Raw genomic sequence first — 11,536 nt, 5'->3', positions numbered from 1 at the left:
CTAGCTGACCAACGCGATGCGACGGCCTTCGAGGTGCACGCGGAAGCCTCCCGCGACCACCTCGACGCTGGTCAGGCGCATGCCCTGGGGCAGTCCCTCGACCTGCTGACGCACGGTCACGAGGCGGCGCACGGCAGCCGAGGCCGCGGTGTTGAGGAGGTCCGGGCCGCCCAGGTCCACCGTCTCCGGCTCGATCACGAGCAGGCCGTCCTCGGCGCGCACGGTGCCCGTCGCGGTCACCGGTACGTCGCGACCCAGCAACGTCACGGTCCGGCGCAGGCCCGCGTGGCCCGACCCCGCGGCATACAGCACCACGCCGTCGCCCACCTGCGCGCCGGCGGACGCGAAGGGGAGGACGGCGTCGATGGTCAGGCTGCCCGCGGTGAGGCCCCGCTCGGTGAGGCTCACCTCGCGCCCTGTCGCGCGCACGTCGGTGAGCGGGCCGTCAGCCGTGAGGACGGCGGCGCTGTCGAGGGCGACTGTCGACAGCCAGGTCTGTCCCTGTCCGAGCCGCGTGGGTGCGCCGGGGATCGCCACCGGCGGCGGGCTCGGTGGCGGGTCGTCGTGAGGGACGGACAGCACCAGGGCCGCAACCCCTGCCCCGAGGAGGAGGGCAGCGGCCAGCAGTCCGGTGAGGAGACCGAGCAGGAACCTGCGCATGCCCCATCCTCTCCCGTGCTGGCGACCCTGCCGGCTCACTGGGTGGTGGCGGCGTCCTCGACCTCGCGCTGTCCCACCTCGAGCTCCTCCACGTCGCGCCCCTCCACCTCGCGCTCCTCCACGTCGCGCCCCTCGACCGGCTGGGCGGGCCGCCGGCGCCAGGCCGGGAGGAAGCAGACGAAGCCCAGGGTGCTGATGGCCCCCGCGACGACCATCGCCGTGGCGATCGACGTGCGCGCAGCCAGGAGGCCGAGCAGGGGACCCGCGACAGCGCCGCCCGCCTGCATGACGAGGGAGCCCAGGGACAGGATCGTCGCTCGGTTCTTCGCGCTCGCCTCGCGGTGCATCAGGCCCATGTACGCGGGACTGGCAGCCCCGTGCAGCGAGTAGGTCACGAGGTAGGCCGCGATGAGGGCGGCAGGCCCCAGGACCAGACCCATCGCCACGACGCCCAGGCCGTTGAGCACGCGACCGAGCACGGCGGCCTGCACCAGCCCGAAGCGGTCGGCTGCGCGCCCGCCGAGCCAGGACCCGACCGAGAACAACGCCCAGCCTCCCGCCGCCGCCGGGCCCATCCACGCTCCGGCCCTGGCCTCCGAGCCGAGGAGGTCGGACAGGCGCAGGGGCATCAGCGTTTCGTAGGCCATCATCCCGATGACCCAGAAGAGCTCGACCGTGACCAGCCCGGCCAACACGCGGTTGCGGGTCACCAGGAGGACGCCGTCGCGCACCACCACGGGCGTCTCACGGACCGAGTCGGCCAGCCGGGCCCGCATCTTGCTGTCGCTGCGCGGGGTCTCGAGCAGCAGCACGACGGTGGCGACCAGGTGCACGACGCACAAGGCCACGAAGACCTGGATCGGCAGGAGCAGCGCGCTCGAGTCGCGGAACGGGTGCCAGGCGACCAAGGCACCCGACACGAGTGCACCGCCACCCATGCCGATCCCGACCAGCACGCCCTGAGCAGACATGGCGCGGTGGACGTCGGCCCCTGGTTCGCGCTCGTGAACCGTGTCGACGTACCAGGCCTCGAGGGGCCCGGAGTCCAGCGCCCGGTAGACCCCCATCAGGCCGGCCGACAGGGCGAACTGCCAGAAGGACTGGGCGAAGAGAAAGGCCACGCCGGCGCCGATGTTGACCACCCCGGCGACCAGCAGGAGCGGACGCCTGCCGAGCGCATCGGCGAAGCCGCTCGTCGGCAGCTCGAGCAGGAAGACCATGATCCCCTGCGCGGTCATGTAGAGCGTGATCTGCTGGATGGTGAGGCCGCGCTCGCGGGCGACGAGGGTGAAGATGCCGACCACGAAACCGACGGGGAGCCACCGGGTCGTGCTGAGGATCAGGAAGACCCGCTTGGCGGCTGTGGGGGAGAGGGTGGTCACGACATGTCCTTGCCGGTCGGGACCCGGTCGAGGTCCAGCGGGTAGATGGCGCTGTAGACGGCCAGCCGCCGTGCTTTCGGGTTGCCCTGCCCCACGCGGCGGTACTTGAGGAGGAGCTCGTCGAGCTCGACCTTCAGCTGCTCCACCTGCTCGGGGGTGGCGACGACGAAGTTGTCGCTCATCCCCGCCGCGTCCCGCCACTCGAGGGGCCAGGTCTCCTGGACATCGAGCCAGCGCTCGAACTGCTGGGCGAAGTGGCGGGCGTAGTCGCGCACCAGCCAGTTGAGCGCCGTCTCGGAGTCCTCGTCGCCGGCGAAGTCGCTCGCCTCCCAGGTGTGGAAGTCGGTGGCCGCCTGCCAGAGCCGTCGCTTGCCCTCACCCTCGCCGGTGTCCGAGACCAGGCCCACCGACTCGAGCTTGCGCAGGTGGTAGGACGTCGCCCCCGAGTTGGTCGAGAGCCGGGTGGCGAGGTCGGTGGCGGTCGCCGGGCCGTCGATGCGCAGTGCGCTCAGCAGTCGTGACCGCAGGGGGTGGGCGAGGACCTTGAGCGCGGCGGCGTCGAGCCGCAGGCCGGTCAGGTCGCCGATCTTCGTGGTGGAGGGGGCCATGCGTGCACAATACCTTTGCATAGTTCGTTTGCACAAGTAGTGTGCAACAAAAATGTGCATGGGTATCGCCGCAGGTCAGGGGCTGTTTCCCGGGCTGTCAGAGGCGATTTGGGTGCACAGCGCGTTGCCCGTAAACTTGAGCACTGTTGTGCCGTGCGCCCTCGAAAGGCGACACCCCGGACCGCCCAGCGGTCCGTGCGCCTCGGGCGCACACGGCATACCGAACCATCGCAGTTCCTCATGACCACCGCATTTCCCAGACATGACCGATGTAAAGGTTCAGAACTTTGCGCACCTTCACCCCGAAGCCGGCCGAGGTCACTCGCACCTGGCACGTCATCGACGCCACGGACATCGTCCTGGGTCGCCTGGCGAGCCAGACCGCGATCCTCTTGCGCGGCAAGCACAAGACCACGTTCGCCCCGCACGTTGACGGTGGCGACTTCGTCATCATCATCAACGCCGAGAAGGTCGCCCTCACCGGCGCCAAGCTCGAGCAGAAGAAGGCCTACCGCCACTCCGGCTTCCCGGGCGGCCTCAAGAGCACCTCCTACACCGAGCTGCTCGCCAAGAGCCCGGCCAAGGCCGTGGAGAAGGCCGTCCGCGGCATGCTCCCGCACACCACGCTCGGTCGTGAGCAGCTGACCCACCTCAAGGTCTACGCCGGCTCCGAGCACCCGCACAGCGCCCAGAAGCCCGTCCCGTTCGAGATCACCCAGGTCTCCCAGTAAGGATTTCTTGTGACTGATATCAACACTGAGACCCCTGTCGAGGGTGACGAGGTCGAGCTGACCGAGTACACCTCCGAGTCCGAGGGCCCCGTCTCCGACGAGCCCACCCGTCGCGCGAGCGCCACGGCGCCCGGCGCCGCGACCGGTCGACGCAAGCAGGCCATCGCCCGCGTGCGCATCGTCCCCGGCACCGGCGAGTGGAAGATCAACGGCCGCACGCTCGAGGCGTACTTCCCCAACAAGGTCCACCAGCAGATCGTCAACGAGCCGCTCACGCTGCTCGAGCTCGACGGTGCCTACGACGTGCTCGTGCGCGTCCACGGTGGTGGCCCCTCCGGCCAGGCCGGCGCGGTCCGCCTCGGCGTGGCCCGCTCGCTCAACGGGATCGACGAGGAGCTGAACCGTCCGGCGCTCAAGAAGGCCGGCTTCCTCACCCGTGACGCCCGCGTCCCGGAGCGCAAGAAGGCTGGTCTCAAGAAGGCCCGCAAGGCTCCGCAGTACTCCAAGCGCTGATCCTGGCTCCTGCCAGCAGCACCGCCCCAGGCGGCACCCGACAGTTCGGGTGCCGCCTGCGGCGTTGTCAGGAGTAGGTTCGCTCCAGTTGCGTCCGTGTGCCCGGGCCAGGCCGACGAGGTATGCCGGGTGCGCACCCTGATCGTCGGAAAGGCTCCCCTCCATGCCCACAACGGCACGACTCTTCGGTACCGATGGTGTTCGCGGCCTCGCGAACGTCGACATCACGGCCGAGCTCGCGCTGCGGCTCAGCGTGGCGGCAGCGCACGTCCTCGGTGACGACGCCCGCCGCGCCGGTCGCCGCCCCAAGGCCGTGGTCGGCCGGGATCCCCGCGCCTCGGGTGAGTTCCTCTCTGCCGCCGTGATCGCGGGCCTGGCCTCGGCCGGGGTCGACGTCTACCACGCGAACGTGCTGCCGACGCCCGCCATCGCGTTCCTCACCGGGGACACCCATGCCGACTTCGGCGTGATGCTGTCGGCGTCGCACAACGCCATGCCCGACAACGGCATCAAGTTCTTCGCCGCAGGTGGTCACAAGCTCGACGACCAGATCGAGGACGAGATCGCCGCCCGGCTGGACCAGGAGTGGGACCGCCCCACCGGCGCCGACGTGGGTCGGGTCGTGACGATGCCCGACGGGCACACCCGCTACATCTCCCACCTCCTCACGGTGTTGCCCAACCGGCTCGACGGCATCAAGGTCGTCATCGACGGTGCCCACGGAGYGGCGAGCTCGGTCTCGCCCGAGGTGTTCCGGCTGGCCGGCGCCGAGGTGTTCGAGATCGGCACCGAGCCCGACGGCCTCAACATCAACGACGGATACGGCTCGACCCACCTCGACCACCTCAAGGCCGCCGTGCTCCGCCGCGGTGCGCACCTCGGCATCGCCCACGACGGGGACGCCGACCGCTGCCTCGCCGTGGACGCGAACGGCGTCGAGGTCGATGGCGACCAGATCATGGCCATCCTCGCGGTGTCCCTGAAGTCGCGGGGAGCCCTCGCCAAGGACACGCTGGTCGCCACGGTGATGAGCAACCTGGGTCTGCTCCAGGCCATGGAGCGCGAGGGGATCGCGATGCGGCAGACCGCGGTGGGCGACCGCTACGTCCTGGAGGACATGCGGGCGTCGTCGTACTCCCTGGGTGGCGAACAGAGCGGCCACGTCATCTTCCTCGACCACGGCACCACGGGCGACGGTGTCCTCACCGGCCTGATGCTGGCTGCTCGCGTGGCCGAGACCGGTCGGCCGCTCTCCGAGCTGGCCACCGTGATGCGCCGCCTGCCTCAGGTCCTGATCAACGTCAAGGACGTCGACAAGTCTCGCGTCGAGTCCGACGAGGAGCTCCAGCAGGCCGTCAAGGCCGAGGAGGTGGCGCTCGCCGGCACCGGTCGGGTGCTGCTGCGCAAGTCCGGCACCGAGCCTGTCGTCCGTGTCATGGTCGAAGCCGGCGAGCAGCAGCAGGCCCAGGCAGTGGCCGACCGTCTCGTCGAGGTCGTCAAGGCCCGACTCTCCCTCTGACGCCACACCGCGCGCCGCGAGGCGAGGCGTGCCGGATGGTCCCCACCCGGCATATCTGCTCGAAAAGCGTTGCTGGCTTAAGCGGACTCGTCGAGGAGGCCGACGATGTGCCGGGCGATCTCGAAGGAGCTGGTCGCGGCCGGCGACGGGGCGTTGAGGACGTGCACGACCGAGCCGGAACGCTCGATCAGGAAGTCGTCGACCAGCGAGCCGTCGCGCTTCATGGCCTGGGCGCGGACCCCTGCCGGGGCCGGCACCAGGTGTTCGTCGCGCACGTCGGGGACGAGGCGGCGCAGGCTGTCGGCGAACCGGTGGCGGGACAGGGACCGCACGATCTCCGCGGAGCCGGCGCGGTAGTTGCGGGCGGCGAGCCGCCAGAAGCCCGGGTAGGTCAGGGTGTCGCGCAGCTCACGCAGCTTGACGGTGCGCCAGTCGTACCCCTCTCTGGCGAACGCGAGCACGGCGTTCGGCCCGGCGTGGATGTGCCCACCGATGCCCCGGGTGAGGTGCACGCCGAGGAACGGGAAGTCCGGGTCGGGTACGGGGTAGATGAGGTTTCGCACGAGCGGTGTCGCTTCGGGCGTCAGCTCGAAGTACTCGCCGCGGAACGGCACGATGCGGGCCGAGGGCTGGTGGCCCAGGCGGCGCGCGACCTCGTCGCAGTGCAGACCGGCGCAGGCCACGACGAGGTCCGCCGCGATGTCGCCCGCCGTGGTGCGCACGATGGTCGTGGCCGCCGAGCGGACGGCACCGAGGACCTCGGCCCCCAGTATGAGGGTGGCGCCTGCCCGTTCGAGGCGCCGCACGAGGGCCTCGCACACGGCGCCGTAGTCGATGATCCCCGTCGCGGGAACGTGGAGGGCGGCGAGCGCGCTGACGTGCGGTTCGTTCTCCCTGGCCTGTTCCCCGGTCAGCCTGTTGACGACCAGACCGTTGGCGAGGCCGCGCTCCTGCAGGCGCGCCAGACCCGGCAGCTCGTCCTCGCGCGTGGCCACGACGAGCTTGCCGCAGATCTCGTGGGGGATGGCCTCCTCCTCCGCGAAGGCAACCATCGATGCGGCGCCGGCTCGGCACATCAGAGCCTTCTTCGAGCCGGGCGCGTAGTAGAGCCCCGAGTGGATCACCCCACTGTTGCGCCCGGTCTGGTGGGCCGCCCAGCGGTACTCCTTCTCGACCAGCGTGACGTGGGCGTCAGGGTGCTCTCGGCACAGCCGCTCCGCGACGGCGAGCCCGATGATCCCGCCGCCGATCACGAGATAGCGCAGCGGCGTCGGCATGCGCCCAGCGTAGAACCGGCCGGGACGGACCCGTGGCGGAACGACCATGATCGGCGCGCCGGAATGCCCATGGCCGGCCAGCGGTTGTCACGACCGGTTGGTGAGCCGAGGATGTCACCACCCGTCACCCCACCGAAGGCGAGCGCCATGCCCCACGAGTCACTCACCGAACCGCTCTACTCCATCGCGGCCACCGCCCAGGGCGGCAGGGCCGGCCACGTCACGAGCGAGGACGGAGTCGTCCACCTCAAGCTGGGCAAGCCCGGCAGCAAGGCCAACCCCAAGGCCAACCCCGAGACGCTCTTTGCCTCCGGCTTCGCCGCCTGTTTCGGCAACGCCCTCAACTCGGTGGCCACGGCGATGGGTCTGGACACCTCGGACTCGACCGTCACCGCCACCGTGACGCTCGGGAAGACCGACACGGGTGTGGGTCTCGCGGTCGCCCTCGTCGCGGACGTGCCGGGCCTCGACCGCGGCACCGCCCAGCAGCTTGTCGACGCCGCCCACGAGCGCTGCCCCTACTCCAAGGCCACCCGCGGCAACATCGACGTCACGGTCGCCCTCGCCTGAGTGCGGTCAGACCAGCCGCGACAGCAGGCCGGTGTCGACGTCGTACATGAAGCCGCCCACGGCGACCTGGTCGCCGATGAGGGGGTGCGACCGGACGGCGCGCACGTCGGCGAGCAGCGCTTCCCGCTGGTCGTCGATGACGTGGAACCCCTGCCACGAGGCGTCCTGACCGGCCGAGGCACCGACGCGCTCGCGCAGCTCGGCCTCGGTGTTGCTGGCCATCGCGCACCGGGTGTGGGGGACGATGAGGATGCGCTCGACCCCGAGCAGGTGCACGCCGAGGACCAGCGCCTCGAGGGCGTTGGCCGTGATGCGCCCACCGGGGTTGCGGAAGATCTTGGCGTCGCCCGGGGACAGGCCGAGCATCCGCAGCGGGTCGATGCGCGAGTCCATGCAGGTGACCACGGCGACGCCGCGGTGCGCGATGCCGTCGAAGCCGCCGAGCGTGAAGCGGGCGGCGAACGCCTCGTTCGCGGCGAGGAGGTCGTCGAATCCTTGGGGGGCAGGAGTTTCGTTCACAGGAGTCCCGGTCGCTTGGGGATGGACATGGCCATCGGCTTGATGGTGGACGCGAAGAAGTCGTTGCCCTTGTCGTCGACGACGATGAAGGCGGGGAAGTCCTCGACCTCGATCTTCCAGACGGCCTCCATGCCGAGCTCGGGGTACTCCAGCACCTCGACCGACTTGATGCAGTCCTGGGCGAGCCGGGCGGCCGGACCGCCGATCGAACCGAGGTAGAAGCCCCCGTGCGTGTCGCACGCATCGGTGACCTGCTTGGAGCGGTTGCCCTTGGCCAGCATCACCATCGAGCCGCCGGCAGCCTGGAACTGGTCGACGTAGGAGTCCATCCGACCGGCTGTCGTCGGGCCGAACGAGCCGCTCGCATAGCCCTCCGGCGTCTTCGCCGGGCCGGCGTAGTAGACGGCGTGGTCCTTGAGGTACTGAGGCATGCCGTCGCCGGCGTCGAGCCGCTCCTTGATCTTGGCGTGCGCGATGTCGCGGGCCACGACCAGCGGACCGGAGAGCGAAAGTCGTGTCTTGACAGGGTATTTCGTGAGCTCCTCGCGGATCTCGTCCATCGGCCGGTTGAGGTCGATGCGCACGACGTCGTCGCCCTCGTCCTCGAGGTGCTCCTCGGTCGTCTCGGGCAGGAACCGCGCGGGGTCGCGCTCCAGGACCTCGATGAAGACACCCTCGGGGGTGATCTTGCCCAGCGCCTGGCGGTCGGCCGAGCAGGAGACGGCGATGGCGATGGGGAGCGACGCGCCGTGGCGCGGGAGCCGGACGACCCGGACGTCGTGGCAGAAGTACTTGCCGCCGAACTGGGCGCCGATGCCGAAGTTGCGGGTCAGCTCGAGGACTTGCTCCTCGAGCTCGGTGTCGCGGAACCCGTGCGCCGCGATGGACCCCTCCCTGGGCAGCTCGTCGAGGTACTTGGCCGACGCGTACTTGGCTGTCTTGAGGGCGAACTCGGCACTCGTGCCGCCGATGACGATGGCCAGGTGGTACGGCGGGCACGCGGAGGTGCCGAGGCTGCGCAGCTTCTCGTCGAGGAAGGCGAGCATGCGCTCGGGGTTCAGGACCGCCTTGGTCTCCTGGTAGAGGAACGACTTGTTGGCGCTGCCACCGCCCTTGGCCATGAACAGGAACTTGTATGCCGTCTCGTGCCCCTCGGCGGTGTCGGCGTAGAGCTCGATCTGGGCGGGGAGGTTGGAGCCGGTGTTCTTCTCCTCCCACGTGGTGATGGGCGCCATCTGCGAGTAGCGGAGGTTGAGGCGGGTGTAGGCGTCGTAGACCCCGCCGGCGATGGCGCGCTCGTCGGTGCCCGCCGTGAGCACGTGCTGGCCGCGCTTGCCCATCACGATCGCCGTGCCGGTGTCCTGGCACATGGGCAGGACACCGCCGGCGGCGATGTTGGCGTTCTTGAGGAGGTCCAGCGCCACGAACTTGTCGTTGTTGCTCGCGTCCGGGTCGTCGATGATGCGACGCAGCTGGGCCAGGTGCGCGGGGCGCAGGTAGTGCGCGATGTCGTGCATGGCCGTCTCGGTGAGCGTCCGCAGCGCCTCGGGCTCGACCTGCAGGAACGTGCGTCCGCCGGGTCCCTCGACGGTGGAGACGCCTTCTGTGGTGACCAGGCGGTACTCGGTCTCGTCCGGGCCGATCGGCAGCAGGTCCGCGTAGTCGAAGTCGTTCTCGGGCATGGTTGGGGATGTTCTCCTTGGTCTACAGCTCGTCGAGGGCGGGGGCGTAGGCCCCGGCCTTCCCGACCGTGACCCCGCTGGTGGCTGTGCCACGGGCGACGGCCGGTCGGACGTCCTCCAGTGTCGCGCTGCGGAGGCGCTCGCGCGCACCCGGGTCGCCCAGCAGGCCGGAGGCGAGCAGGCCGGAGATGAGCCCGGCCATGAAGGAGTCGCCGGCCCCGACGGTGTCGACGACCCGTTCGGCTGCGGTTGCGGCGCTGCCCTCCTCTCCGGTCCCCGTCACGCGGAAGACGACGCCGTGCTCGCCGCGCGTGACGACGCAGAGCGAGGCACCGAGCTCGCCCCAGTGGGCCATCACCTCGGAGGGTGCCTGCCCGGCATACAGCAGCTCGAGGTCGTCCTCGCTGGCCTTGACCACGTCGGCGAGGGCGATGATGCCCTCGACCTGCTCGCGCACGTCGTCGAGGTCGCCCATGATCCCCGGGCGGATGTTGGGGTCGTAGGAGACGGTGCCCAGCTCACGCATGGTCCGCAGGCCCTCGAGCACGCTGGTGGCGCCGGGCGCCAGGACGGCCCCGATCGAACCGGTGTGCAGGTGGCCAGTGCCGTCGGCGGGCTGGATGGGCGGGAGGTTCCAGTGCAGGTCGAACACGTAGGTGGCGGCACCCGACGCGTCGAGCCGAGCCACGGCCGTGGACGTGGGGTCGTCCCCGCGGCTCGTGGGGAGCACGGTCACGCCGTGGCGGGCCAGGTGCCCGGCGATGCGCTCCCCGCGCGGGTCGTGGCCCAGCGACGTGGCGAGGTCGACGGGGTGGTCGAGCCGGGCCAGGCCTACCGCGACGTTGGCAGGGCTGCCTCCGACGTGTTCCACCAACTCGCCGTCCGGGTCGATCACGATGTCGATGAGGGCCTCGCCCACCACGAGGACGCGGGGGCGGGTCACGACGAGGCCCCGCGGGCGTGGTCGAAGTCGATGGACGAGTAGGCGCGCAGCTTGGCGAGCTGGTGGTGGCTCTCGATGAGCCGGATGGTTCCGGACTTGGAGCGCATCACCAGGGAGTGGGTCGTCACCCCGCCCGCGCGGTAGCGAACCCCCTTGAGCAGCTCGCCGTCGGTGATGCCGGTGGCCACGAAGAAGCAGTTCTCGCCGGTGACCAGGTCGTCGGTCGACAGCACCCGGTCGAGGTCGTGCCCCGCGTCGACGGCGCGCTGGCGCTCGTCGTCGTCCTGCGGCCACAGCCGGCCCTGGATGACGCCGCCGAGGCACTTGATCGCACAGGCCGTGATGATCCCCTCGGGCGTCCCGCCGATGCCGAGGAGGAGGTCGATGCCGGTGTCGTCGCGGGCCGCCATGATCGCGCCGGCCACGTCGCCGTCGGAGATGAAGCGCAGCCGTGCCCCGGCGTCGCGCACGTCCGCGGCGAGCTGCTGGTGGCGGGGGCGGTCGAGCATGACCACCGTGACGTCTTCGACGGTCTCCTTCTTGGCCTTGGCGATCCGCTTGATGTTCTCGGCGACCGGGAGGCGGATGTCGACGACGTCGGCGGCCTCCGGACCGGTGACGAGCTTGTCCATGTAGAAGACGGCGCTGGGGTCGTACATCGACCCGCGCTCCGACACGGCGAGCACCGAGACGGCGTTGGACTGGCCCTTGGCCGTGAGCGTCGTGCCGTCGATCGGGTCGACGGCGACGTCGCACTCGGGACCGACGCCGTCGCCGACCTCCTCGCCGTTGTAGAGCATGGGGGCGTCGTCCTTCTCGCCCTCGCCGATGACCACGACGCCCTTCATCGACACCGTGCTGATGAGCGCGCGCATGGCCTCGACGGCGGCGCCGTCGGCGCCGTTCTTGTCGCCGCGGCCGACCCAGCGGCCACCGGCCATGGCGGCTGCCTCGGTCACCCGCACCAGCTCGAGGGCGAGGTTGCGGTCAGGTGCCTCGACACCCACGCGCAGGGACGAGGGGAGGTGCTGCTCGGACATGCATCGATCCTTCACACGGCGACGGGTGAGCGCGTGCAGCCTATCGGTGGCGGGGGCGGTTGGCGCCGAGCGGTGCGCGTCATGGACGATGG

General features: G+C 70.4%; 12 protein-coding genes. 4 read left to right on the top strand and 8 right to left on the bottom strand.

What is annotated here, in order from left to right:
• Genes AC1DXJ_RS02975 through AC1DXJ_RS02965 form a run of 3 tightly spaced genes read right to left on the bottom strand, consistent with a single transcriptional unit; the run spans position 1 to position 2,650 of the window.
• On the bottom strand, positions 1-660 hold the full coding sequence (locus AC1DXJ_RS02975) for an LmeA family phospholipid-binding protein (RefSeq protein WP_477613488.1): 660 nt from the start codon (positions 658-660) through the stop codon (positions 1-3).
• A gap of 35 nt (positions 661-695) precedes the next feature.
• On the bottom strand, positions 696-2,042 hold the full coding sequence (locus AC1DXJ_RS02970) for an MFS transporter (RefSeq protein WP_477613487.1): 1,347 nt from the start codon (positions 2,040-2,042) through the stop codon (positions 696-698).
• On the bottom strand, positions 2,039-2,650 hold the full coding sequence (locus AC1DXJ_RS02965) for an ArsR/SmtB family transcription factor (protein ID WP_477613486.1): 612 nt from the start codon (positions 2,648-2,650) through the stop codon (positions 2,039-2,041). Before AC1DXJ_RS02965 ends, AC1DXJ_RS02970 begins: the two co-directional genes overlap by 4 nt.
• 287 nt (positions 2,651-2,937) lie before the next feature.
• Between AC1DXJ_RS02965 and rplM the strand changes: the two genes are divergently transcribed.
• The 3 genes from rplM (at position 2,938) to glmM (ending at position 5,413) form a co-directional block, all read left to right on the top strand.
• Positions 2,938-3,381, top strand: a complete 444-nt coding sequence (gene rplM, locus AC1DXJ_RS02960; RefSeq protein WP_140743592.1) for a 50S ribosomal protein L13 — start codon at positions 2,938-2,940, stop codon at positions 3,379-3,381.
• 9 nt (positions 3,382-3,390) lie between these two features.
• On the top strand, positions 3,391-3,894 hold the full coding sequence (gene rpsI, locus AC1DXJ_RS02955) for a 30S ribosomal protein S9 (protein WP_477613485.1): 504 nt from the start codon (positions 3,391-3,393) through the stop codon (positions 3,892-3,894).
• A 163-nt stretch (positions 3,895-4,057) separates the two neighbouring features.
• On the top strand, positions 4,058-5,413 hold the full coding sequence (gene glmM / locus AC1DXJ_RS02950; RefSeq protein ID WP_477636311.1) for a phosphoglucosamine mutase: 1,356 nt from the start codon (positions 4,058-4,060) through the stop codon (positions 5,411-5,413).
• Positions 5,414-5,490: 77 nt separating this feature from the next.
• On the opposite strand, the gene lhgO is transcribed toward glmM, so the two are convergent.
• Positions 5,491-6,690 (bottom strand): L-2-hydroxyglutarate oxidase, encoded by a 1,200-nt coding sequence (gene lhgO / locus AC1DXJ_RS02945; protein WP_477613483.1) that lies wholly within the window; start codon positions 6,688-6,690, stop codon positions 5,491-5,493.
• A gap of 147 nt (positions 6,691-6,837) precedes the next feature.
• On the opposite strand from lhgO, the gene AC1DXJ_RS02940 reads away from it, so the two are divergent.
• Complete coding sequence (locus AC1DXJ_RS02940) at positions 6,838-7,260, top strand: Ohr family peroxiredoxin (RefSeq protein WP_477613482.1); 423 nt, start codon at positions 6,838-6,840, stop codon at positions 7,258-7,260.
• 6 nt (positions 7,261-7,266) lie between these two features.
• Here AC1DXJ_RS02940 and AC1DXJ_RS02935 read toward each other — a convergent pair whose 3' ends face one another.
• The 4 genes from AC1DXJ_RS02935 to glpX are packed head-to-tail and all read right to left on the bottom strand — an operon-like array spanning position 7,267 to position 11,444.
• Positions 7,267-7,779 carry a beta-class carbonic anhydrase gene (locus tag AC1DXJ_RS02935; RefSeq protein WP_477613481.1) on the bottom strand — a complete coding sequence of 171 codons (513 nt, stop codon included), beginning with the start codon at positions 7,777-7,779 and terminating at the stop codon, positions 7,267-7,269.
• Entirely contained in the window at positions 7,776-9,461 is a 1,686-nt protein-coding gene (locus AC1DXJ_RS02930; protein WP_477613480.1) for a fumarate hydratase, read from the bottom strand. The genes AC1DXJ_RS02935 and AC1DXJ_RS02930 overlap by 4 nt, the downstream gene beginning before the upstream one ends.
• 22 nt (positions 9,462-9,483) lie before the next feature.
• Positions 9,484-10,404 carry a carbohydrate kinase family protein gene (locus tag AC1DXJ_RS02925; RefSeq protein ID WP_477613479.1) on the bottom strand — a complete coding sequence of 307 codons (921 nt, stop codon included), beginning with the start codon at positions 10,402-10,404 and terminating at the stop codon, positions 9,484-9,486.
• Positions 10,401-11,444, bottom strand: a complete 1,044-nt coding sequence (gene glpX / locus AC1DXJ_RS02920; protein ID WP_477613478.1) for a class II fructose-bisphosphatase — start codon at positions 11,442-11,444, stop codon at positions 10,401-10,403. Before glpX ends, AC1DXJ_RS02925 begins: the two co-directional genes overlap by 4 nt.
• Between the last annotated feature and the right edge of the window lie 92 nt (positions 11,445-11,536).

The sequence above is a fragment of the Pedococcus sp. P2_D9 genome (assembly GCF_056404275.1).
Note: the sequence above shows the minus strand (reverse complement) of the source record. Positions and strands in the feature narration are given on the sequence as shown.

What these genes read in the sequence shown, in the direction of transcription:
- AC1DXJ_RS02975 (WP_477613488.1), bottom strand. Translation starts at nt 660, where the DNA reads ATGCGCAGGTTCCTGCTCGGTCTCCTCACCGGACTGCTGGCCGCTGCC.
- AC1DXJ_RS02965 (WP_477613486.1), bottom strand. Translation starts at nt 2,650, where the DNA reads ATGGCCCCCTCCACCACGAAGATCGGCGACCTGACCGGCCTGCGGCTC.
- lhgO (WP_477613483.1), bottom strand. Translation starts at nt 6,690, where the DNA reads ATGCCGACGCCGCTGCGCTATCTCGTGATCGGCGGCGGGATCATCGGG.
- AC1DXJ_RS02940 (WP_477613482.1), top strand. Translation starts at nt 6,838, where the DNA reads ATGCCCCACGAGTCACTCACCGAACCGCTCTACTCCATCGCGGCCACC.
- AC1DXJ_RS02930 (WP_477613480.1), bottom strand. Translation starts at nt 9,461, where the DNA reads ATGCCCGAGAACGACTTCGACTACGCGGACCTGCTGCCGATCGGCCCG.
- glpX (WP_477613478.1), bottom strand. Translation starts at nt 11,444, where the DNA reads ATGTCCGAGCAGCACCTCCCCTCGTCCCTGCGCGTGGGTGTCGAGGCA.